General features: G+C 64.3%; 24 protein-coding genes. 5 read left to right on the top strand and 19 right to left on the bottom strand.

Annotation, left to right across the window (positions count from 1 at the left end; translation table 11 throughout):
• Window positions 1-40: 40 nt before the first annotated feature.
• The 5 genes from ACTG4K_RS00310 to ACTG4K_RS00330 form a co-directional block, all read right to left on the bottom strand.
• Window positions 41-664: an alpha/beta hydrolase gene (locus ACTG4K_RS00310; protein WP_439112202.1), complete on the bottom strand. Its 624-nt coding sequence runs from the start codon at window positions 662-664 to the stop codon at window positions 41-43.
• A 64-nt stretch (window positions 665-728) separates the two neighbouring features.
• Window positions 729-1,067, bottom strand: coding sequence for a (2Fe-2S) ferredoxin domain-containing protein (locus tag ACTG4K_RS00315; RefSeq protein WP_439112203.1), 339 nt, complete (start codon window positions 1,065-1,067; stop codon window positions 729-731).
• Window positions 1,068-1,100: 33 nt separating this feature from the next.
• Window positions 1,101-2,198: a VanZ family protein gene (locus tag ACTG4K_RS00320; protein WP_439112204.1), complete on the bottom strand. Its 1,098-nt coding sequence runs from the start codon at window positions 2,196-2,198 to the stop codon at window positions 1,101-1,103.
• Between the two features lie 113 nt (window positions 2,199-2,311).
• Window positions 2,312-2,752 carry a CopD family protein gene (locus ACTG4K_RS00325; protein WP_439112205.1) on the bottom strand — a complete coding sequence of 147 codons (441 nt, stop codon included), beginning with the start codon at window positions 2,750-2,752 and terminating at the stop codon, window positions 2,312-2,314.
• A 274-nt stretch (window positions 2,753-3,026) separates the two neighbouring features.
• On the bottom strand, window positions 3,027-4,154 hold the full coding sequence (locus ACTG4K_RS00330; protein WP_439112206.1) for a hypothetical protein: 1,128 nt from the start codon (window positions 4,152-4,154) through the stop codon (window positions 3,027-3,029).
• Between the two features lie 279 nt (window positions 4,155-4,433).
• Here ACTG4K_RS00330 and hemB point away from each other — a divergent pair, with 279 nt between their 5' ends.
• Together hemB and ACTG4K_RS00340 are read left to right on the top strand one after the other, a co-directional pair.
• A complete protein-coding gene (gene hemB / locus ACTG4K_RS00335) occupies window positions 4,434-5,435 on the top strand; it encodes a porphobilinogen synthase (RefSeq protein WP_439112207.1) in 1,002 nt (333 codons plus the stop codon).
• 23 nt (window positions 5,436-5,458) lie between these two features.
• Window positions 5,459-6,577 (top strand): magnesium transporter CorA family protein, encoded by a 1,119-nt coding sequence (locus ACTG4K_RS00340; RefSeq protein ID WP_439112208.1) that lies wholly within the window; start codon window positions 5,459-5,461, stop codon window positions 6,575-6,577.
• A gap of 6 nt (window positions 6,578-6,583) precedes the next feature.
• Here the strand turns inward: ACTG4K_RS00340 and ACTG4K_RS00345 are convergent, their stop codons facing one another.
• Genes ACTG4K_RS00345 through ACTG4K_RS00360 form a run of 4 tightly spaced genes read right to left on the bottom strand, consistent with a single transcriptional unit; the run spans window position 6,584 to window position 9,478 of the window.
• The gene (locus ACTG4K_RS00345) at window positions 6,584-7,234 is read right to left on the bottom strand and encodes a glutathione S-transferase family protein (protein ID WP_439112209.1); all 651 of its coding nucleotides are present in this window, start codon (window positions 7,232-7,234) and stop codon (window positions 6,584-6,586) included.
• Between the two features lie 2 nt (window positions 7,235-7,236).
• Window positions 7,237-8,154 carry an amidohydrolase gene (locus ACTG4K_RS00350; RefSeq protein WP_439112210.1) on the bottom strand — a complete coding sequence of 306 codons (918 nt, stop codon included), beginning with the start codon at window positions 8,152-8,154 and terminating at the stop codon, window positions 7,237-7,239.
• A gap of 4 nt (window positions 8,155-8,158) precedes the next feature.
• Window positions 8,159-8,842, bottom strand: coding sequence for a dienelactone hydrolase family protein (locus ACTG4K_RS00355; protein ID WP_439112211.1), 684 nt, complete (start codon window positions 8,840-8,842; stop codon window positions 8,159-8,161).
• A 36-nt stretch (window positions 8,843-8,878) separates the two neighbouring features.
• On the bottom strand, window positions 8,879-9,478 hold the full coding sequence (locus tag ACTG4K_RS00360) for a 2-hydroxychromene-2-carboxylate isomerase (protein ID WP_439112212.1): 600 nt from the start codon (window positions 9,476-9,478) through the stop codon (window positions 8,879-8,881).
• Between the two features lie 84 nt (window positions 9,479-9,562).
• On the opposite strand from ACTG4K_RS00360, the gene ACTG4K_RS00365 reads away from it, so the two are divergent.
• From ACTG4K_RS00365 to ACTG4K_RS00375, 3 genes are all read left to right on the top strand, one after another.
• The gene (locus ACTG4K_RS00365; protein WP_439112213.1) at window positions 9,563-10,309 is read left to right on the top strand and encodes an SDR family oxidoreductase; all 747 of its coding nucleotides are present in this window, start codon (window positions 9,563-9,565) and stop codon (window positions 10,307-10,309) included.
• Window positions 10,310-10,447: 138 nt separating this feature from the next.
• Window positions 10,448-10,945: a MaoC family dehydratase gene (locus tag ACTG4K_RS00370; RefSeq protein WP_439112214.1), complete on the top strand. Its 498-nt coding sequence runs from the start codon at window positions 10,448-10,450 to the stop codon at window positions 10,943-10,945.
• 61 nt (window positions 10,946-11,006) lie between these two features.
• Entirely contained in the window at window positions 11,007-11,624 is a 618-nt protein-coding gene (locus ACTG4K_RS00375; RefSeq protein WP_439112215.1) for a MarC family protein, read from the top strand.
• Window positions 11,625-11,634: 10 nt separating this feature from the next.
• Here ACTG4K_RS00375 and ACTG4K_RS00380 read toward each other — a convergent pair whose 3' ends face one another.
• The 10 genes from ACTG4K_RS00380 to hpaR all read right to left on the bottom strand — a co-directional run bounded on the left by ACTG4K_RS00380 (window position 11,635) and on the right by hpaR (window position 20,065).
• Window positions 11,635-12,633 (bottom strand): 2-dehydropantoate 2-reductase, encoded by a 999-nt coding sequence (locus ACTG4K_RS00380; protein ID WP_439112216.1) that lies wholly within the window; start codon window positions 12,631-12,633, stop codon window positions 11,635-11,637.
• Between the two features lie 4 nt (window positions 12,634-12,637).
• Window positions 12,638-13,438, bottom strand: a complete 801-nt coding sequence (locus tag ACTG4K_RS00385; protein ID WP_439112217.1) for a class II aldolase/adducin family protein — start codon at window positions 13,436-13,438, stop codon at window positions 12,638-12,640.
• Between the two features lie 29 nt (window positions 13,439-13,467).
• Window positions 13,468-14,280 (bottom strand): aldolase/citrate lyase family protein, encoded by an 813-nt coding sequence (locus ACTG4K_RS00390; RefSeq protein ID WP_439112218.1) that lies wholly within the window; start codon window positions 14,278-14,280, stop codon window positions 13,468-13,470.
• Between the two features lie 17 nt (window positions 14,281-14,297).
• Complete coding sequence (hpaH, locus tag ACTG4K_RS00395) at window positions 14,298-15,125, bottom strand: 2-oxo-hept-4-ene-1,7-dioate hydratase (RefSeq protein WP_439112219.1); 828 nt, start codon at window positions 15,123-15,125, stop codon at window positions 14,298-14,300.
• Window positions 15,126-15,129: 4 nt separating this feature from the next.
• Window positions 15,130-15,576: a 5-carboxymethyl-2-hydroxymuconate isomerase gene (locus ACTG4K_RS00400; RefSeq protein ID WP_439112220.1), complete on the bottom strand. Its 447-nt coding sequence runs from the start codon at window positions 15,574-15,576 to the stop codon at window positions 15,130-15,132.
• A 14-nt stretch (window positions 15,577-15,590) separates the two neighbouring features.
• Entirely contained in the window at window positions 15,591-16,517 is a 927-nt protein-coding gene (gene hpaD, locus ACTG4K_RS00405; RefSeq protein ID WP_439112221.1) for a 3,4-dihydroxyphenylacetate 2,3-dioxygenase, read from the bottom strand.
• 167 nt (window positions 16,518-16,684) lie between these two features.
• On the bottom strand, window positions 16,685-18,157 hold the full coding sequence (gene hpaE, locus ACTG4K_RS00410) for a 5-carboxymethyl-2-hydroxymuconate semialdehyde dehydrogenase (RefSeq protein WP_439112222.1): 1,473 nt from the start codon (window positions 18,155-18,157) through the stop codon (window positions 16,685-16,687).
• Window positions 18,154-18,927 carry a fumarylacetoacetate hydrolase family protein gene (locus tag ACTG4K_RS00415; RefSeq protein WP_439112223.1) on the bottom strand — a complete coding sequence of 258 codons (774 nt, stop codon included), beginning with the start codon at window positions 18,925-18,927 and terminating at the stop codon, window positions 18,154-18,156. Before ACTG4K_RS00415 ends, hpaE begins: the two co-directional genes overlap by 4 nt.
• Window positions 18,924-19,574 carry a fumarylacetoacetate hydrolase family protein gene (locus tag ACTG4K_RS00420; RefSeq protein WP_439112224.1) on the bottom strand — a complete coding sequence of 217 codons (651 nt, stop codon included), beginning with the start codon at window positions 19,572-19,574 and terminating at the stop codon, window positions 18,924-18,926. The genes ACTG4K_RS00415 and ACTG4K_RS00420 overlap by 4 nt, the downstream gene beginning before the upstream one ends.
• The gene (gene hpaR / locus ACTG4K_RS00425; RefSeq protein ID WP_439112225.1) at window positions 19,571-20,065 is read right to left on the bottom strand and encodes a homoprotocatechuate degradation operon regulator HpaR; all 495 of its coding nucleotides are present in this window, start codon (window positions 20,063-20,065) and stop codon (window positions 19,571-19,573) included. The genes ACTG4K_RS00420 and hpaR overlap by 4 nt, the downstream gene beginning before the upstream one ends.
• Window positions 20,066-20,115: the final 50 nt, after the last annotated feature.

A 20,115-nucleotide genomic window follows, 5' to 3' on the forward strand; every position in this document is an offset into this window, starting at 1 on the left:
TTGGATGAAGAAAAAAAGAAAACGAACGGCCCGGCCTGGATCAGACGCGCAAATGCCGCAACACCAGATCACGCAGCAACGGCAACTGCCCGTGAAAGAAATGGCCGCCTGCGGGCACCACCAGCACCGGCAGCACCTGGGGCCTGGCCCAGTCCAATACAGACGCGAGCGGCACGGTATCGTCCTGCTCACCATGAATGACCAGTGTGCGACCATGGAGTTCCGCCGCAACGGCGGCCACCCCGAAACGGCTGGCAGCGGTACCGACCAGCACCAGGCGCTGCAAGTCGCGCGTATCCCGCACCTGCGCGGCGGCGTGGCTGGTCACAAAAGCCCCAAACGAAAAACCCGCCAGGCACAACGGGCCAGCGGGCGCCTGCGTGGCGATCACGGCGAGCAGGTCGTCCAGCTCGCCTTGGCCCTCGTCATAGACGCCCTCGCTGCGCCCCACCCCTCGAAAATTGAAGCGTACAGCAGTCCAACCCGCCATCACGCAAGCGCGCGCCAATGTCTGCACCACTTTGTTGGACAAGGTGCCGCCATGCAGGGGATGGGGGTGTGCGATCACCGCCACGCCCACAGCGGGATCGGTGGGCCGGTCAATGGCCACCTCCAGCCGACCCGCTGGGCCGTCCTGCAGCAGGTATTCGGTCTGGGCATTCATGAGCAAACTCCGGGAAAAACCGCGCAAGCCTGCGGTTGCAGGCACTGCGCCAAGATACATGGGGTCAGCGGCCGACGTCGGGTGGCGTCACCAGGCGCTGCACCACCACACCGTCGCGCAAGTGCGATTGCACAATTTCGTCGATATCGCTCTCGTCGACATAGGTGTACCAAACCGCTTCGGGGTAAACCACGGCAATGGGACCGCCAGCACAGCGGTCCAGACAGCCCGCCTTGTTGACGCGCACTTTGCCCGGACCCAGCAAACCCTGTGCTTTGGCCTGCGACTTGCACCGGTCAAACGCCGCCTGGGCCTTGTGTTGGGCACAGCAATCCTCGCCACCTTCGCGCTGGTTCAGGCAGAAAAAAATGTGTCGCTCGTAATAAGACTTGTTTTCAGACATGGAGCTGATTTTAGTGCTCGCCCTGGCGCTTGCTTAGCGCCCGGCAGGGGGCCGAAGCACCGCCTGCACACCAAAAACCAGGGCAGCAAACGGCCACAGCCAGCCCAGCCATTGTGAGAGTCCATGGAAACGGATGAACCGGCCTTGCTCCCAGACTTCCAACGACTGCGCGAAATACGGGCTGACGGGCGCCCGGTTCAGCAGACTCAACGAAACCGCCAGGCTCAGCAGCATGGCCACCGTGCACACCCTGCGCGGCAAAGCCAGCAGGGCCAATGCGACCAGCATGGCCAAGACCACCCCCATGCCCGCTGGCAGGTTGAACCAGGACCAAGCATGGCTTGGGCCGTAAGTGAGCGCCGAGGACAGGGACGCCGTCGCCACAGCGCAAAGAAACAACAGGCACGCAAAGATCAAGCGGCGCAGCACGGAGCGCAGGTCGGCGTAACCCATCAGCAAAGGGGCCAGCAGACACAGTGCGACACATAAAGCCTCGGCCAGTGGGCTCAGCGGCTCGGGCACCTGCGCGCGCAACGGCAACCATTCCAGAAAAGGGGTTTCGGCCAACAGGCGCCGCAACCCCGCTTCCAGCCGCTCTGCAACCTGGCCCAAACCGAAGGGCACCGACACGGGATACAGCAAAGCCAAGGGCCACAAAGCCAGCAAAACCAGCCCGCCGTGGGCGCCGGGGTCGAACCAGTCGGCTCGAAACTGGCTCCAGCGGCGCACACCTCCCAGCCGCTCCAGCACCCAGGCGGTGCTAGCGCCCGCCAGGCCGCCTGTTGCATTCAGGGCAAAGTCCACGTTGGACGGCACGCGCATGGGCAGGTAGTTTTGCAGCGCCTCCACTGCGAGCGAGAGCAAGGCCGAAAAGCACACCGCCAGCGGCCAGGCCGCACGCGGCCACCCCGAGCGCAACAGCGCGAGTGCCAGCAAAAAACCCAGCGGGGCATACCCAACGAGGTTGGCCACCACGTCAAAGCCGGTCCAATACTGCGGCAGTGGCGCATGCAAAAACGCCAGCGGCGCAACGCCTTGAACACGCCAGCCTGTGAACGGATAGAAACTGGCATACACCACCAGCCCCGCAAACAGCAGGGCCAGCGGCCAGGCAGATGAACGGGGATTCAAGCTAAAAGCGGCTGCTGGGCCGATCGGATGGGGTGGCCAAAGGGCGCCCTGCAACAACCCGGGCGACCCAACGCAGCGCCACCCGGTCAACTGACGTTGCCATGCCCAGCGCCTCAGAAAGGCTTGACCACCACCAGCACCACGACCACCACCAGCATGATCACCGGTGCCTCGTTGAACCAGCGGTACCAAACGTGGTTGTGCCGGTTGTTGCCATGTTCAAACTTGCGCAGCATGACACCGCAAGCATGGTGGTAGCCGAGGATCAAGGCAACCACCGCCAGCTTGGCGTGCATCCAGCCGTTGCCAGAGCCCCAGCCGAAACCCCAGCCCACCGGCGCGGGCAGCCACATCCACAAGCCCAATGCCAACGCGGGCACGGCCAGCAGGGTGGTGAAACGCATCAGCTTGCGTGCCATGAGCAGCAAACGCTGTCGCTCAGCCACGCTTTCGGGCGGCACCATGGCCAAGTTGACAAAGATGCGCGGCAGGTAAAAAAGACCGGCAAACCAGCTGGCGATGAAAACGATATGAAAAGATTTGACCCATAGCATGAAGGCAGTGTAGCCGCCACCTCCCGCCCCACTCGCCAACCTCACAGCGACAGCGCTGAGAAAACGGTGGCGAAAAAAAACCCGGCCCATAGGGCCGGGTTAGGAAGCCTTTTTGCTGTCACACACCAAGGCACCCGCTCAGGGAGGAAAAGCGGGGAGCTCACCTTTCGGCTCACTCAGGTGAAATGGTACACCAATATTTTCTTGATGCCACCGCACCCCTGTCAAATCTGACAAAGAGCTCAAAAAGCTGGCAAGTGTGTTCGCCAAAGGCTTACATCATCTTGGCAAGTTCAAACATAACCGCAGTGCCCAAGGCCTCGCGGATGTTGCCTCGACCCACTTTCGCCATGGAAAACTCACCGAAACCCGACATGTCGAAGGAGCTGTCGTCCGGCGAAATTTCGACAAACGGAAATTCGAACACCTCACGCAACAGCTCGCGGCGAAAAGCCTCGAACTCGTCGTCCTTGATTTCGGTGTCGATCACGATCAGGTTGGGCATGCGGCCCTTGAGCGCCTCACGGGCCTGCCCGAAGTCGACCACGCTGTCAGACATGATGCCGATCTCGCGCAGGGCGTCGCGCACATCGGCCCGAATTTGCAAATTGGGCGACACGGTGAGCACATACGTGCCCGAAAGCGACTTGAACATGGAAGAGTGTTCGTCGGACAGGTCCACCGCAGAAATGCCGTCTACGGCTTGCACGGTGCGGTTGAACAGCGCCGTGAAACCCACGCCCTCTTCGTTCAGTTCGCGCTCGATTTCAATACCACCGGCGGCCATGGCAATCTGACGGATCAACATCCAGCTCAGGCTGTCTGACGCGGTGCTGCTCGACGGCGGCACGCCGTCGTTGGACACGCGCACCTGAAAGCGGGCGTGCTGCGGCCACGCATTGAGGTCCATGCGCACATCGACCCGACTGCCAAAAGGCAGGCCCCAGTCGAGCACCGCATTGACAAACGTGTGGGCCACAGTAGGGTCGATCAGCACCTCCACTGGCTTGAGCTTGCGGCGCAGCGCAATGCCCAGCACGCCGAGCTCTTTTTTTCGCTCCTGCAACACGCCTTCAACCAGTTCCGCCATATCGACTTTTTCGTGCGACTGCCGAATGCGGCCACTGTAAAAGCGGTTGATTTGCTGCGCACTGATACCGCTGACCTTAATGCGCTCGGCCGGGATGCTGAGCGCGCGGTGCTCGGCCTTGGTGATGCGGCCTTTGACCAGCAATTGGTCGATGCTGCTTTGCAGGGTGCTGACGCCTTCGGTGATCTGGTCTGCCAGGCCCGCCAACAATTCGGGCCAATGTTCGTCCAGCGTCCATCCATCGGGCTCAACACCCCCCCCGGGCTTGACTGACGCGGATGTGTTCGCGTTGCTTTTTTTGGTTTGCTGCATGACGAGAGAAATATGTAGACAGTTGAGGCCACCGACCGACAAGATACCTGCAGAGCCGTGCGCAACAAGGTGCTGGCACCACGCCACGGTCGGTTTTCAGTCAATCGACGGTTAAAAATACCACCTTCAGCGGACCTTGATCTGCCCGCCACTGGCAGTATTTTCTTACTACTGCACAGTTCAACACAATCTTTTAGGTTTTTCAATCGATGGCCAGCGTTTAACACCGACCCCCAATCGACAGGATGCACGGCCTGGCACTTTGACACAATGCTGAATATGTACCCACCTGCCCCCTACCCCCTCTACCGTCCCCGCCGCCTGCGCCGCGACGCCTTCACCCGCGACTTGGTGCGCGAGCACCGGCTCAGCCCCGCCGATCTGATCTACCCCGTGTTTGTGCTGGACGGCGAGAACCGCCGCGAAGCGGTGGGCTCCATGCCCGGCGTGGAACGCTTGAGCCTGGACCTGCTGCTGCCGGTGGCCGAAGACTGCGTGAAGCTGGGCATTCCGGTGATGGCGCTGTTCCCGGTGATCGACCAGGCACTCAAGACGCCCGACGGCCAGGAAGCGCTGAACCCCAACGGCCTGGTGCCGCGCGTAGTGCGCGAACTGAAAAAACGTTTCCCCCAGCTGGGCGTGATGACCGACGTGGCGCTGGACCCCTACACCAGCCACGGCCAGGACGGTCTGCTGGACGAGCACAACTACATCCTGAACGACCCCACGGTTGATATCCTGGTGAAACAGGCCGTGACCCAAGCCGAAGCGGGCGTGGACATGGTGGCGCCCAGCGACATGATGGACGGCCGCATCGGCGCCATCCGCCAGGCACTGGAGGCGCATGGCCTGGTTCACACGCGCATCATGGCTTACAGCGCCAAGTACGCCAGCGCTTTCTACGGCCCGTTCCGCGATGCCGTGGGATCGGCGGCCAACCTGGGCAAGGCCGACAAAAAGGTCTACCAGATGGACCCAGGCAACAGCGACGAGGCGCTGCGCGAGGTGGCGCTGGATCTGGCCGAGGGCGCGGACATGGTGATGGTCAAGCCTGGCATGCCCTACCTGGACATTGTGCGCCGGGTGAGAGACGAATTCGCCGTGCCCACGTTCGCCTACCAGGTGAGTGGCGAATACGCCATGCTCAAGGCCGCCGCCCTCAATGGCTGGCTGGACCACGACGCGGTGATGATGGAAAGTCTGCTGGCCTTCAAACGCGCCGGCGCCGATGGCGTGCTGACCTACTTTGCGCGCGACGCCGCGCGGCTGCTGCGCGGCTGAACCCGCTCGGACACACAGGCGCCATGCGCGTTTTCAGCATCGTTCCCGGCGGCGTCAGCGAAAACGCGGTGCCACCAGCCGCCTTGCCCGAGCGAGGCTATGTCTGGATCGCCTGCGAGAGAAGCGAATTCGAACAGCAACAGGCCATGATCCAGGCCAGTCTGCGCGATCTGTGCGGCGTGTCCATCGTGGATCTGCACGTTTCTGACCTGCTCAACCCGCACCTGCCCTCGCACTTTGACTACACCTCGCAATACGATGTTCTGGTCTTCCGGCGCCTAGCGGCGGGTCATGGCGAAAGCCCCCGAGACACCCAACCGACGCCGGTTCAACGGCCCAGAAAGAGCGGGCCTCCGGTGCTGCGCCGTATCGACACCAGTCCAGTGGGTTTCGCCCTGTTCGACCGCGTGCTGCTCACCGTGCACCCGCCGGGTTGCACCACGCTGGCGCATTACGCCTCGCGGCTGATGTCGTCTGGCGCAACGGATGTGCGTGTCAGCGGCGCTCAGATTCCAGGCAGTTCAGCCGATCTGATGCTGCGCATCGTCAACCATCTGGTCGACGGCTACTTGGCGCTGCGCCGTGAACTGACCCGCCAACTGGATCACTGGCAGTCTGAGCTGCTGCACCCCAAGGCGCGTTTCAACAACTGGGGAGCGCTGCTGGAAGCGCGCATCGCCTTGCACCATTTGGACGAGATCTGCGAAGACCAGCGTTCGGCCATCCTGGACTGGATCGAGGCGCTGGCGGAATGGGAGGTCAGCGAGCAAGGCACCGACCACTTCGGTGGTCACCGTGGGTTGGAGCTGCTCCGGGTGCGGAGCCGGGACCTGCTGGAACACATCCAGCGCGTGGTGCACCATGTGCGTCAGCTCGAACAAAATGCCGAGGTCGCGATCCAGATGCACTTTTCGGCCCAGAGCAACCGCACCAACGACACCATGCGCACGCTCACCGCGCTGACCGCCATCTTTCTGCCGCTGAACCTGATCGCGGGCATTTTCGGCATGAACTTTGAATTCATCCCATTGCTGCACGAGACGTCGGGGTTCTGGTGGGCGATCGGCACCATGAGCCTGACGGCGGTGGTGCTCAGCGTGCTGTTCTGGCGCAAGCGTTACATCGCGCACGCTGGCCGTTAACCGGCGTCACACAAAGGGAGGCGTCAGCCCCTCGTTGACCAGCACACGCTGCACCGCGGGCCGGTCCAGCATGCGTTGCAGGTAAGGGCCCAGGTGCCGCTTGTCTCGCGCAGGCGCGCTGGCAAAACCGCGTGTCCAGCGGCACAGCGTGAACACATAGGCGTCGAGTGCGGTGTAGGCCTGACCCATGAACCAGGGGCCACCGTGGCGCACGAACTCGGCGTCGAGCTGTTTCAGCAAGTTGTTGACGCGAATTTCAGCATGGTGTTTCACCTCAGCGGCGCCGGCTGCGTTGCCAGCATTCACCCAGCGCTCAGGATAAAAATACACCATGAGCGCGCTCTGCAGCGTGTTGGTCAACCACATCAGCCATTTGTAGAAGTGCGCGCGTTCGTGCGTGCCAAGCGCAGGCGCCAAGCCACTGGCGGGATGTGTGTCGCACAGGTGCAGGGCAATGGCGGCGGTCTCGTAGAGCACCAGGTCACCGTCGGTCAGCACCGGAATCAACCCGTTGGGGTTGAGCTTCAGGTAGGCCGTGGTTTTCTGGGCGTCCTGGGTGCGATCAACCAGCACACGCTCGTAAGGCACGCCCAGCTCTTCCAGCAAGATGTGCGGCACCATGCTGGCGGTGCTCGGGTAGTAATGCAGTTGAATCATGTTCAGTTTGTGGGCGTGGCCACGCCAAACAGGCGTGCACCATTGTCCCAGGCAATGCGCTGCGCCGCGCCGGGTGGCAAGCCACCAAGCCAGGTGCGGTAGCCCTGCATCAGATCGCCGTAGTACAGCCAGCGCTGGTTGACCCAGGTGTCAGACCCGATCATGAAGCGGTCGGGGTACTTGAGCATGAGGCCGCGCCACTCGGGGCACAGCTGCCCGCCCTCGCAGGTGAGGCCGGGGCGGTATGACAGCTCGCCCATGAGCAGCGGGTAGCGGGCCATGAGCTCGTCCACACGCGCTGCCGGTGTGCCACCAATGCCGGTGTGTGCCCAGACCAGACGCAGCCTCTGCCCCTTGGACGGCGTGCTCGCCATCAACAGGTCGATGGCCACGTCGTCCACATGGGCCAGGATAGCCAGACCTTTTTCTTCGGCAAGGGCCATGAGCTTTTGGGCCACCGGGCCATTGGCGTTGGCGTTGTCGTACAAATGAAATTCGCCCAGGCCGCGGTAGGGGCCGGCTGGCGTGCCTCTGGCCAGCTCAGTCTGCACCAGATCCACAATGGTTTCGTCCCGGAACCAGTTGTTGTAGTCGGCACGGTTGCGGTACAGGCGCACAAAGGGCACCACGGTGACGCCGGCGGCGCGGGTCTGGTCGAGCGCCGTCGCCAGGGCTTGGGTGCCGTCGTTGGGCCGCGAATTGGCCAGCACGCCGCGCACGCCGCTGGCCTGCATGCGCGCCAGCACATCGGCCAGCGGGTGAGGGCAACCCGGTGCGGGCGCGTCGCGCACGCAGGCTTCGTCGTTGTAGTGCAGGTGGGCGTCAAACAGCGGGCCGGTGTAAGGCGGTGGGCTTTGCGCCAGCGCCTGGGCGCCAAACCAGAGCCCGACTGCTGCCAACCCCAGGCGCCCGCGGGACATACCGTCAGCCCACATGCAGGGCCAAGAAGGCCAGCGTGCGTTCGCGCGCCAGCTCGGCGGCGGCCTGGTTATAAGAGCCGCGCTGGTCGCAGTTGAAGCCGTGGTTGGCCGCGTACACCTGCACCGCCACGCCGGGCTGGGCGGTTTTGAAGGCCTCCACCGTGTCCAGGGGAATCCAGTGGTCCTGGTCGCCAAAATGGGCCAGCACGGGCACCTGGGGGTGGCGGGTGGCATCGGCCTCACCCGTCATGCCGCCACCGTAGTAAGGCACCGCCGCAGACAAGCCTTTGAGCAGGCACGCGGAGCGCCAGGTGAGCAAACCACCCCAGCAGTATCCCAAGATGCCGACCTTGCCGGCCTGCGCCGCGTGGTCGATGGCGGCCTGGATGTCGGGCATGACGCCGGGCTCGGGCAGGGCTTCGACCGCCGTTTTCAGCGCGAAACCGGCGCCCATGTCGGCCTCGGTGTAGCCCAGTTCCACACCGGCCTTGACGCGGTGAAAGGTGGACGGCGCGACCACGAAATACCCGTCGGCGGCGTAGCCATCGGCCACCGAACAGATGTGCGAATTGACGCCAAAAATTTCTTGCAGCACCACCAGGCCGCCCTTGGGTTTGCCGGTGGGTTGCGCCACGTAGGCGGGAAAGGTGAAACCGTCAGCGGCAGTGAGTTCGACGAACTGGCCCATGCGGTGCTCCTGTGTGTTGGTTTTTGAAATGAAAATTCAAGCCGTCAAGCGGCGCTCAACGAAATCAAGCCGGTCTTGGCCCCAAAAAATCTCGCCATCCACCGCATAGCTTGGCGCACCAAACACCCCGGCGTCAACCGCCTCGCGGGTGTGCTGCGCGTAAAGCGCCTGGTTGTCGGCGTCTTGGGCCTGCGCCAGCCGCTGGGCGTCCAGCCCACATTCGGCCAACACAGCGGCCAGCTCGGCAGCGTCGGCCATGTTGCGCTCTTGCGCCCAGATGGCCTGCCCAATGGCCCCCGTGAGCCGCATGGCAGCGCCTGCGCCGTCGTGCGTGGCCACCGCCGTGATGAGCAGTGCCGACGGGTCACCAGGCAGCGGGAAGTGGCGCGGCTGCGGGTTCAAAGGCAGGCCCAGCGCTTCGCTAAAACGGCGCAGCTCCACCAGCCGGTAGGCCTGGCGCTGCGGGGCGCGCTGCGGCAAGGGCAGACCGCCCGACACGGAAAAAATGTGGCCAAAGTCCACCGGGCGCACGCGCACCTCGGTGTCCGTTCGCTGCAGCAGTTCGTTCAGCCGGGCATGGCCCAGGTACATCCAGGGGCTCTGGGGGGCGAAGTAATAGTCGAGTGTGCGACGCATGGGTGTCTCCTGGCGCTGTTGTAATGGTGTTTTGGGTGAGCCCGTGTTGTAAGCGATGCCACCATTCTTTGCAGGAGACCGGTTATGAACCCAGTGCTTTTGGTGACGGGCGCCAGCCGCGGTATCGGCGCGGCCACCGCCTTGCTGGCCGCGCAGCAGGGCTGGGCGGTGGCGGTGAACTACACGGCGAATTCGCTGGCCGCCGACGAGGTAGTACGCCGCATCCGCGCCAGCGGCGGCACCGCCATGGCGGTGCAGGCCGACGTGGCCAACGAAGCCCAGGTGATGGCGATGTTTGCCCGGGTGGACGCCAAGCTCGGGCCGCTGAGTGGGCTGGTCAACAACGCCGGCGTGGTGGACGTGAGCGCGCGCGTGGACGAGATGGACATGGCCCGGTGGCGCCGCATGTTTGACATCAACGTGCTGGGCAGCATGCTCTGCGCCCGCGAAGCCGTGCGGCGCATGAGCACGCGGTACGGCGGCAGCGGGGGCGCCATCGTCAACGTGTCCAGCGCGGCATCGCGTCTGGGCTCGCCGGGCCAGTATGTGGACTACGCCGCGGCCAAAGGCGCCGTGGATGCCTTCACCATCGGGCTGGCCAAGGAAGTGGCGAGCGAAGGCATTCGCGTGAACGCGGTGCGCCCAGGCCTGATCGAGACCGAGATTCACGCTTCCGGCGGCTTGCCCAACCGGGTGCAAGACCTGAAGCACCTGGTGCCGATGCAGCGCGGCGGCACGGCCGAGGAAGTGGCGCAAGCCATCGTGTGGCTGCTGTCTGATGCGGCGAGTTACACCACCATGTCTTTGCTGGACGTCTCAGGAGGAAGGTGAAATGACACCCCCGCAGCGCTTCGCGCTCCCCCCTTTTGGGGGGCGGCACTGGCCGTCCGGCAAAGCCCGCCCGGCGGTGCCCTGGGCTGCGCCTTTTTTACACGCCAGGATGGAACGCCGGCACCTTGAAAGACGAACATGACCGCCACCACCCCCGAACAAAGCCCGCACATCCAGATCTGGTGGGAAGACCTGGAGATTGGCCAGGTGCGCGACCTGGGCAGCGTGTCCCCAACGAAGGAACAGATCATCGCGTTTGCCAGCCAGTTCGACCCGCAGCCGTTTCACCTGAGCGAAGAAGGCGGCAAGGCATCGGTGTTTGGCGCCTTGAGTGCCAGCGGCTGGCACACCTGCGCCATGGCCATGCGGCTGATGGTGACGAACTTTCTGCATGAAACGTCCAGCCTGGGCTCACCCGGGCTGGAAAGCCTGAAATGGACCAAGCCGGTCTACCCCAGCGACGTGCTGCGGTTGCAACACACCATCACCGAGAAGCGCGCCATGAGCAAACGGCCCGATGTGGGTCTGGTGCGCACGGTGTGGGAAATGTTCAACCAGCATGGCGACAAGGTGCTGCACATGGAGGGTTACGGCATGTTCCGCCGGCGCCTGCCCGGTGCTCCGGGCAAGGCATGAATGCACCCTGAAAGCTGCTGATGCGGTGTGCCAGCGCGGTTCCTGCCCCACAATCCGCAGCATGGATTTCAAGCCCCTCATCACCCTGCTGGCCATCGTCAACCCGTTGGCCATCGTTCCATTTTTCATTCATTACACGCAGGGTTTCAGCGCGGCGCAGCGCAAGCGCACCATCCTGATCTCGTCCATCAGTGCATTTGCTGTCATCGCTACCTGCGCCATCATCGGCCTGCAGATTCTGGAATTTTTCGGCATTTCGCTGGCCAGCTTTCAGGTGGGTGGCGGCATGCTGCTGCTCACGTCGGCACTGTCCATGCTGAACGCCCAGCCCGCCGAAGCCAAGACCACCCAGGGCGAGGTGGACGACGCCTCGGCCCGTGCATCCATTGCCGTGGTCCCGCTCACCATTCCACTGCTCACGGGGCCGGCCACCATGTCCACCGTGGTGATCTACGCCGACCAGGCCGCTACGTTTCTGCAGCACGCCGCGCTGGTCGGTTACGGCGTGGTGATCGCACTGGCCACCGCCGTGTGCTTCACGCTGGCACAACCCATTTCGCGCTTCCTGGGCCAGACCGGCATCAACGTGATGACCCGGCTGATGGGCCTGATCCTGGCCGCGCTGGCGGTGGAGGTGATGGCCACCGGGCTGGTGAAGCTGTTTCCGGCGCTGCTTTAACCAGCGCCACTCATCCCGGGTACAGGCCCAGCGTCTGCGCCTGCAGGCGACTCAGCCCCAACAGCGCATCGGTGAATGGCGTGGGCACACCGGTGAGCTGCCCGAGTTCGCGCACCACACTCACCAGCGCATCCAGCTCCACCGGTTTGCGGGCCTCCAGATCCTGCAACATGGAGGTTTTGAACGCGCCGAGCTTGAGCGTGACGGCATGGCGGTCTGAGGGCTGTTGGTCAATGGGGATGCCGATGCGCTCGCCAATCGCCTTGGCCTCCAGCATCACCGCGCTGATGAAACCGCGCACCAGTTCGTCGCCCAGAATGCGGTCGGTGGTGGCGCCGGTGAGCGCGCTCACCGGGTTCACCGTCATGTTGCCCCAGAGCTTGTACCAAATGTCTTTTTGAATCTGGCGCGACACCGTGGCGTTGAGCCCCGCGCGCTGCAGCAGCGCCGCCAGCGTCTGCACGCGCGGGCTTTCACCACCGGCGGGCTCACCCACAATGAGGCCATTGCCAAAGTGGTGGCGAATGGTGCCCGGCGCGTCCACCGAACAGCTCGCGTGCACCACGCAGCCCACCACATGAGCGGTGGGAATTGCGAGAGGCATGGCGCCATGGGGGTCGATGGTCTGCAACCGCGTGCCTGCCAATGCACCGCCGAAGCCATCAAAGAACCACCAGGGTACGCCATTCATGGCCGTCAACACCACCGTGTGCGGCGCCAGCAAAGGCGCAACCAGTGGCGCCACGCTGGCCAGGGCCGGCGCTTTCACGGCCACGATCACCAGGTCTTGCGGGCCCAGCGCCGCCGCGTCGGCCACAGCCTGCACGGGCGCGCGTTGCTCGGTATCTCCGCTGCGCAGACGCAAACCGTCGCGCTGCAAGGCCGCCAGCGTTTCGCCGCGTGCAACCGCGCTGACGGTGCAACCGGCTTGCGCCAACAGCGCACCCAGCCAGCCGCCAATGGCGCCCGCGCCGATGATGGTGACACGTTGAAATATCGGATCGTTCATGGCTTCAATGTTTGTAGGAATCGTCAAGACGGTCCACCTGTCGCACCAGGGCGTTGAATACGTCCTGGCCCGCGCCGTGGTGGGGGTTGAACTGCAGCGCGTCGCGGGTGCATTTTTCTGCAATGGCCTCTGGCACAGGAATGGCGGCTTGCGAACCGCCCATGCTGAAGGTGGCCAACTGGATTTCGCAAGCGCGTTGCAGGGTCCACAAAATCGCGAAAGTTTGCGCCAGCGTGGCGCCCCAGGCCAGCAGGCCGTGGTTGCGCAGAATCACCGCTGGTTTGCGGCCAATGCTTTGCAGCACACGCGGCCCTTCTTCGGCGTGGATGGTGATGCCCTCGAAGTCGTGGTAGGCCACCATGCCGTGCAGCTGCGCGCTGTAAAAGTTGGTCTGCTGCAGCCCCTCTTTGAGGCAGGCCACGGCCACGCCGGCGGTGGTGTGGGTGTGCATGACGCAATGCGCGCCCTCGATGCCGCCGTGGAGGGTGGCGTGCACCACGAAGCCAGCCGGGTTCACACGGTGCGCGGACGCGTCCAGCACCTCGCCTTGCAAGTTGATCTTGACCAGGTTGCGTGCGGTGACTTCGCTGTAGTGCAACCCGAACGGGTTGATCAGGAACTGCTTTTCATCGCCCGCAACGCTATCAGGCAAGCGCAACGTGATGTGGTTGTAGATCATCTCGGTCCAGCCCAGATGGGAGAACACGCGGTAGCAGGCGGCCAGCTCTACGCGGGCGGCCCATTCGTCGGGGTGCATGCCTGGCGGTGTGGCCGCACAGGTATCGGCGGGCAAGATGGCGTTCATGGGAGCGTTCCTTCGCTGAAGATCAAGGGTCAATACACGCTGCCCTTGGGCAGATCGGTGGAGGCGCCCACCTTGAATCGGGCCGCCAGCGCGCTGGTTTGGCGCGCCAGTATCTGCGTGTCCAGGCCCACCGCCACAAACACCGCGCCCAAGGCCAGGTAGTGCTTGGCCTGGGCTTCATCGGTGGAGAGAATGCCGGGCGCCTTGCCGGCGCGCAGGATGCGGCGAATGGCGTCCTCGATGGCTGCCTGCACCTCGGGATGGCCGGGGTTGCCCACATGGCCAAGGGATGCGGACAAGTCAGCCGGCCCGATGAATACCCCGTCGACTCCCGGCGTGGCGGCGATGGCGTCCAGGTGTTGCAGCGACTCGCGGGTTTCGACCTGCACCAGCAGGCAGACCTGCGCATTGGCTTCCTTTGCATAGTTCGGGTAGCGGCCCCAGCGCGACGCACGGGCTCCCGCCATGCCGCGCACGCCACCCAGGCCATCGTCCTGCGGGTAACGGCAGGCACGCACCAACTGAGCGGCCTGCTCGGGCGTGTCCACCATGGGCACCAACAGGGTCTGCAGGCCAAGGTCGAGGTACTGCTTGATGAGCGCCGTGTCACCGACGGGCACCCGGGCGATGGCGTGTGAACCGGGATAGGCCGCAATGGCCTGCGCCTGCGCCAGCACGTCTTGCAGCCCGTTGGGTGCATGTTCGCCGTCGATCAACAGCCAGTCGAAGCCGGCGCCGGCGCAAATTTCGGCGCTGTAGGCATGGGCCAAGCCGAGCCACAGGCCGATCTGCTGGCGACGCTCGGCCAGCGCCTGTTTGAAGGGGTTGTTGGGTGTTTGCATGGTTTTGCTCCTGCGGTTCAGACAAATCGAAACGCCAGGCAACCGAGCGGGCCGTAGTCGGCCTCAAACAAGTCGCCCGCTTTCGCTGCCACGGGCCGCGTGAAACTGCCGGCGAGCACGATCTCGCCCGCCTGCAGCGTCTCGCCCCAGGGCGCGAGTTTGTTGGCCAGCCAGGCGATGCCGATGGCCGGGTCGCCCTGCACGCCGGCGGCCAGGCCGGTTTCTTCGACGGCGCCGTTCTGGCGCAGGATGGCGCCGCACCAGGGGCGGTTGGTGCTGCGTGGGTCGGCACGGAAAGCCGGCTGGCCCGCGCCGATCACGATGCCGGCGTTGGCCGCGTTGTCGCTGATGGTGTCGTAGACCTTGCGCATCACCTTGGTGTGGCGGTCGAACTGCTCGATGCGCGCGTCGATGATCTCGATGGCGGGGGTGATGTAGTCGGTGGCGGCGAGCACGTCTTCCACCGTCACGTTCGGCCCAGCCAGCGGCGCCTTGAGCACGAAGGCCAGCTCGACCTCGACGCGCGGGGCGATGAAGTTGTTCACCGGAATCTCCAGCACCTCGCCGGCCTTGGCGACGTAAAGCATGTCGTCGAGCAGGGTGCCGTAGTCGGGCTCGTCGATCTGGCTGCTGATCTGCATGGCACGGCTGGTGAGACCGATCTTGTGGCCGATCACCTGGCGCCCTTGCGCCTTCTGCAGATCGACCCAGGCGCGGCCGATGCGGTAGCCGTCTTCGACGGTCATGCCAGGGTGGCGTTTGGAGAAATGCTCGACGGGCGTGCGGCTGTGCTGGGACTGCTGCAGCTCGGCGGCGAGTTGCTGGATGAGGGTGTTGTCGAACATGGTTTTATGGCTTCGGAAAGAGCGGGTGCAGCGAACTGTTTTTTGCGTCGAAGACCTCATGGCCTTCGTCCACCTGCACGGTGATGCCGATGGGGCGCTTCGCCAGTTGTTCGGCGAAGCGCGCTTTCACGCAGGCGTTGAGCGCGTCGCCCACGCGCTGGTGCACCACCGCGCTGCGGCCTTGGGCCATGCGCACGTTCATATAGACAAAGGCGTAGTCGCCGCCCAGGCCCGCCGCGATGCCGGCCGCGCCGCCGTCGGACACGGCGCTGTGCGCCGCCGGGTAGGCCAGCACGCGCGTGCCGCCGGTGGGGAAGACCTGCTTGTCCTGCTCGTCGCGCACGGCGAGCATGGCATCGCAGAGTGCGCGGCACAGGCCGCCCATGTCGACGCCGCCTTCGGCCGCAGGCTTGTCGAGGTTGGGGGTGTAAAGGATGACGAGATGGGGCATGGCGGCCTTGCGGTTCAGAGTCTTGTGCTGACCAGGCTGAAGCCATCGGCCGCCGAGGCCTGCGCATTGGGAATGGCTTTGCCGGTCACGGGCGTGACGGGAAACACGGCGTTGATCTGGCCGGTGCCGCTGGCGCCAAAGTACGGTGTGATGACCTCGGCCTTGCCGGCGTATTCGCTCCAGCCCAGCACGCCGAGCATCATGGCGGTGTCGTGCATGAAGCCTTCACCGTGGCCTTTGCTGGCGTACTCGGGCAGCATGCCGCAGAAGTCGGCCCATTCGCCGTTTTCCCACATCTGCACCACGCGGTGGTCCAGCGTTTCAAGGAAAGGGCTCCAGACCTTGAAGGCGAACTCGGGCGCCAGGCCGTTCTGCGCGAAACGGTGGCTGAGCGACCCGCTGGCGAGGAAGGCGACGGTGCCGTCGTAGTGGTCTTCCACCGCGCGGCGCATGGCCCAGCCCAGGCGGGCGCTGTCGTTGAGGTAGTGCACCGTGCACAACGCAGAGACCGAAATGGCCTTGAAGTGCTGGTCGGCGTTCATGTAGCGCATGGGCACGAGCGTGCCGTATTCGGGGCCGAGGGTGGTGGCGTGGTGGGCCAGGGTTTCCACACCGTGCTCGTTGCACACCTGGGCCAGCAACTGGCCCAGCGCGGGGTTGCCGGGAAAAGCAAACGGCAGGTTGCTGATGAAGTGGGGCAGCTCGTTGCTGGTGTAGGTGCCTTCGAAGTAGGGCGCGCAGTTGAGGTGGTAGCTGGCGTTGACGAGCCAGTGGGTGTCGAAGACGACGATGGTGTCGACGCCCAGCTCTTTGCAGCGGCGCGCGATTTCCTTGTGGCCGTCGATCGCGTCCTGACGGGTGCCTTTGCGCGGGCCGTCAAGCTCGCTGAGGTACATCGAGGGGACGTGGGTGGTCTTGCCGACCAGTGCTACTTTGCCCATGACTGCTATCTCCAAAGAATTGCCGTTGTGCGGCCGATGTGTTTGGTGGAAGGCGGCGAATCGGCGCTCAAGCCGTTGAGTGCCAGCATCACGTCTGGCTCGGCGTGTCCGGGTACCCGGACCCGCCGAGCCCGCCCAGACTGATGCGCGAAAGGGAGGAGAGCACGTCACACGCCCCAGTGCGGAATGTGATGAGAACCCATAGAGACAGCAACGTTCTTGGGCTCCAGGAACACCTCGTAACTCCAGGTCCCGCCCTCGCGCCCCGTACCCGAGGCCTTGGTGCCCCCGAACGGCTGGCGCAGATCCCGCACGTTTTGCGAGTTCACGAAACACATGCCCGCGTCCACCGCAGCGGCCACGCGGTGTGCCTTGCCGATGTTCTCAGTCCACACGTAGCTCGACAAGCCGTAGGCGATGTCGTTCGCCAGCTCGATCGCGTGCGCTTCGTCCTTGAACGGAATCAGGCAGGCCACGGGACCGAAGATCTCTTCCTGCGCGATGCGCATGCGGTTGTCCACGTCGGCGAACACGGTGGGCCAGACGAAGTTACCCGCCTGCACATGCGCTGGCAGTTCGGCGGCATACGAAGGTCGGTCAAGGCCGCCACACAAGAGCGTCGCACCCTCTTTCGGCCCCAGCTCGATGTAGCTGCGCACCTTCGCCAAGTGGGCTTGCGAAATCATCGGGCCGATGGTGGTGCGCTCGTCCAGCGGATCGCCCACCACGATGCGCTTGGCGCGCTCCGCGAACTTGGCGGCGAAGTCTGCGTAGATGCTCTGCTGAACCAGGATGCGCGAACCGGCGGTACAACGCTCACCGTTGTTGCTGAAGATCATGAACAGCGCCGCGTCCAGCGCGCGGTCCAGATCGGCGTCGTCGAAGACCACAAACGGGCTCTTGCCGCCCAGCTCCATGCTGAACTTTTTGAGTCCAGCCGCTTTGACGATGCGGTTGCCGGTGGCTGTGGAGCCCGTGAATGAAATCGCCCGCACGTCGGGGTGCGCGCACAGCGGCTCGCCGGCTTCCCTGCCGAAACCGTGCACCACGTTCAGTACACCGGCCGGGATGCCGGCTTCCAGCGCCAGCTCGCCCAGGCGCGCGGCGGTCAGCGGGCTGAGTTCGCTCATCTTCAACACCGCCGTGTTGCCAAACGCCAGCGCGGGAGCCACCTTCCAGGTGGCGGTCATGAAGGGGACGTTCCAGGGCGAGATCAGCGCGCACACACCCACCGGGTGGAACAGCGTGTAGTTCAGGTGCGTGGGCGTGGGGTAGGTGTGGCCGTCCACGCGGGTGCACATCTCGGCGAAGTAGGTGAAGTTGTCGGCCGCGCGCGGGATCAGCTGCTTGCCGGTTTGCGCAATGGTCTGGCCGGTGTCGTTGGTTTCGGTCTGGGCGATGTCGGGCACGTGTTTCGCGATCAGCTCGCCCAGCGCGCGGATCTTTTTGGCGCGCTCAGGGGCTGGCAAACCGGCCCATGCCGGGAACGCGTCTTTGGCGGCCTGCACGGCGGCGTTCACTTCCACTTCGGTACCCGAAGCCACTTCGGCCAACACACCCTGCGTGGCCGGGTTGATGGTTTCGAAGTAGTCGGTACCGGGAACGGTTTTGCCGTTGATGAGGTGGTGAATGCGGTTCATGCGCGGCTTTCGGATGTGATGGTGTTGGTGAGTTCACCGATGTGTTCGATGGACGTGACGATCACGTCGCCCGGCTGGCAATCCACCACGCCGTCGGGCGTGCCGGTGAGGATCAGGTCGCCAGGCATCAGCGTCATGAAACTGCTGAAGTATTCAATCAGCGTGGGCACGTCGAAGATCATGTCTTTCGTGTTGCCTTGCTGAGTGACCCTGCCATTCACGGTCGTCTGCAGTGCCAGATTCATCGGGTCGGCCACATCGGCCGCGTCCACCAGCCAGGGGCCAATGGGCGTGCAGGTGTCGCGGTTTTTCACCTTCAGATTGGGGCGGTACCAGTTCTCCAGGTAGTCGCGAATCGCGTAATCGTTCGCCACGGTGTAGCCGGCTACGTGCCGCAGTGCGTCGGCTTTCTTTACGCGCTTCGCTGCACGGCCTATCACCACGGCCAGCTCGCATTCGTAGTGCATGAAGTTCACGCCGTCGGGCCGCACGGTGAAGGCGCGGTGGCCGATGAGCGACGCCTCGCCTTTCACAAAGGCGAGTGGTTCTTCGGGCGCTTTGAACGCGAGTTCCTTGGCGTGGTCGGCATAATTCAAGCCGAGCGCGAGCACGGTGCGCGGCCTGCTGATCGGGGCCAGCGGCGGCAGCCAGATCACTTCGTGCACACCGACCCGGCGGCCCTTGAAGGCGGGCGTGAGCAGTTCGAGTTGACCCTCGGCTTCGATGGCCTCGTGGACAGCGCCGGCCCAGGCGATGCGGGCTCTTTTCATGTGGCCTCCTGCACGAAATGGTGGGTCAAGGGCTTGAAGCCGGCAGCCGTGATCTCCACCGCGTCCCCCGCCCTGGCGCGCGGGCGGCTGCCGTCGGCCAGGCAGTCGGTGCCGAGCATCAACACATCGCCAGGGCGCATCGTCTGAAAAGCGTTCACGTCGGCCCACAGCGTGGCCGCGTCGCGCACCAGGTCGGCCAGCGCCACGGTTTGCGCGAGCACGCCGTGCACCCGCAGCTCCAGCGTCAATCGCTTGAGCCCCTCAAGACCTCCGAAGTTTTCGAAGGGCAACACTTCTCGGCCCACACCCAGAAAACCGTCTACGCAACGAGACTTCACCGGCGGCCGGTAATAGCTCTCGTGGGGAATGGACACGTCGTTGAACAACACACCGCCAGCGATGGCACCGCCCTCGCCCGCCACCAGGCCCAGCGTGGCACTCACGTCCACCTCGGCCACACCGCGAGGCAGCGCTATGGCGTGGCCCGCTGGCGTGAAGGTGTTGGCGGTCTTGATGTAAAGCACCGGCGCCCGTGGTGGCGCCAGGTAGGGCGCTTCGCTCATGCGCGGCGCCCACAGCGCGTGCTCGCGCTGAAAGTTCAGCAGGGTGCCGTACACCGTGCCGGTGGGCATGTAAAGAATGTTCATTCGGTTGCGTCCTCGCCTTGGTTCTCAATTGCGTCTTCACCCAGGGGCGCTTCCAGTGCAATCACCTGGTCCAGCAGCGCATACAGCTGCGCCAGCTGCGCCTTTCCCAGGCGCTCTTCCATCCACGCGTAGTGCGCCTCGATGGTCAGCGACAGCGTGCGCACCAGCTTCAAGCCAGCGGGCGTGGCGCGCACCACCGTGCGGCGAGCGTCCTGCGGGCATCGGGCGCGGGTGATCAGGCCATCACGCTCCATGCGGGTGAGCACACCGGTAAGACTGGGGCCCAGCAACAATGCCTCGCGGGCGACACGGCCGGTCTCCACGCCGCCAGGTTCGCGGGCGTGTTCACCCAGCACGCGCAGCACCCGCCACTGCTGGTCTGACAAGCCGTGCTCGCGCAGGCTGGGCCGGGTGTGCTGCATCACGGCCTCGCGCGCTTCGAGCAGCAGGCGCGGCAGGTTGCGGTGGACAAAAGGGGTTTCGGTGCTCATTTACTTAACATGTTAAATGTTTATTCAACACCCCGTTTTCGGGTTTACCC

Source organism: Hydrogenophaga sp. (assembly GCF_965657535.1).
Lineage (GTDB): Bacteria > Pseudomonadota > Gammaproteobacteria > Burkholderiales > Burkholderiaceae_C > Hydrogenophaga.

What these genes read in the sequence shown, in the direction of transcription:
- ACTG4K_RS00310 (WP_439112202.1), bottom strand. Translation starts at nt 664, where the DNA reads ATGAATGCCCAGACCGAATACCTGCTGCAGGACGGCCCAGCGGGTCGG.
- ACTG4K_RS00315 (WP_439112203.1), bottom strand. Translation starts at nt 1,067, where the DNA reads ATGTCTGAAAACAAGTCTTATTACGAGCGACACATTTTTTTCTGCCTG.
- ACTG4K_RS00325 (WP_439112205.1), bottom strand. Translation starts at nt 2,752, where the DNA reads ATGCTATGGGTCAAATCTTTTCATATCGTTTTCATCGCCAGCTGGTTT.
- ACTG4K_RS00330 (WP_439112206.1), bottom strand. Translation starts at nt 4,154, where the DNA reads ATGCAGCAAACCAAAAAAAGCAACGCGAACACATCCGCGTCAGTCAAG.
- hemB (WP_439112207.1), top strand. Translation starts at nt 4,434, where the DNA reads ATGTACCCACCTGCCCCCTACCCCCTCTACCGTCCCCGCCGCCTGCGC.
- ACTG4K_RS00340 (WP_439112208.1), top strand. Translation starts at nt 5,459, where the DNA reads ATGCGCGTTTTCAGCATCGTTCCCGGCGGCGTCAGCGAAAACGCGGTG.
- ACTG4K_RS00345 (WP_439112209.1), bottom strand. Translation starts at nt 7,234, where the DNA reads ATGATTCAACTGCATTACTACCCGAGCACCGCCAGCATGGTGCCGCAC.
- ACTG4K_RS00350 (WP_439112210.1), bottom strand. Translation starts at nt 8,154, where the DNA reads ATGTCCCGCGGGCGCCTGGGGTTGGCAGCAGTCGGGCTCTGGTTTGGC.
- ACTG4K_RS00355 (WP_439112211.1), bottom strand. Translation starts at nt 8,842, where the DNA reads ATGGGCCAGTTCGTCGAACTCACTGCCGCTGACGGTTTCACCTTTCCC.
- ACTG4K_RS00360 (WP_439112212.1), bottom strand. Translation starts at nt 9,478, where the DNA reads ATGCGTCGCACACTCGACTATTACTTCGCCCCCCAGAGCCCCTGGATG.
- ACTG4K_RS00365 (WP_439112213.1), top strand. Translation starts at nt 9,563, where the DNA reads ATGAACCCAGTGCTTTTGGTGACGGGCGCCAGCCGCGGTATCGGCGCG.
- ACTG4K_RS00370 (WP_439112214.1), top strand. Translation starts at nt 10,448, where the DNA reads ATGACCGCCACCACCCCCGAACAAAGCCCGCACATCCAGATCTGGTGG.
- ACTG4K_RS00375 (WP_439112215.1), top strand. Translation starts at nt 11,007, where the DNA reads ATGGATTTCAAGCCCCTCATCACCCTGCTGGCCATCGTCAACCCGTTG.
- ACTG4K_RS00380 (WP_439112216.1), bottom strand. Translation starts at nt 12,633, where the DNA reads ATGAACGATCCGATATTTCAACGTGTCACCATCATCGGCGCGGGCGCC.
- ACTG4K_RS00385 (WP_439112217.1), bottom strand. Translation starts at nt 13,438, where the DNA reads ATGAACGCCATCTTGCCCGCCGATACCTGTGCGGCCACACCGCCAGGC.
- ACTG4K_RS00390 (WP_439112218.1), bottom strand. Translation starts at nt 14,280, where the DNA reads ATGCAAACACCCAACAACCCCTTCAAACAGGCGCTGGCCGAGCGTCGC.
- hpaH (WP_439112219.1), bottom strand. Translation starts at nt 15,125, where the DNA reads ATGTTCGACAACACCCTCATCCAGCAACTCGCCGCCGAGCTGCAGCAG.
- ACTG4K_RS00400 (WP_439112220.1), bottom strand. Translation starts at nt 15,576, where the DNA reads ATGCCCCATCTCGTCATCCTTTACACCCCCAACCTCGACAAGCCTGCG.
- hpaD (WP_439112221.1), bottom strand. Translation starts at nt 16,517, where the DNA reads ATGGGCAAAGTAGCACTGGTCGGCAAGACCACCCACGTCCCCTCGATG.
- hpaE (WP_439112222.1), bottom strand. Translation starts at nt 18,157, where the DNA reads ATGAACCGCATTCACCACCTCATCAACGGCAAAACCGTTCCCGGTACC.
- ACTG4K_RS00415 (WP_439112223.1), bottom strand. Translation starts at nt 18,927, where the DNA reads ATGAAAAGAGCCCGCATCGCCTGGGCCGGCGCTGTCCACGAGGCCATC.
- ACTG4K_RS00420 (WP_439112224.1), bottom strand. Translation starts at nt 19,574, where the DNA reads ATGAACATTCTTTACATGCCCACCGGCACGGTGTACGGCACCCTGCTG.
- hpaR (WP_439112225.1), bottom strand. Translation starts at nt 20,065, where the DNA reads ATGAGCACCGAAACCCCTTTTGTCCACCGCAACCTGCCGCGCCTGCTG.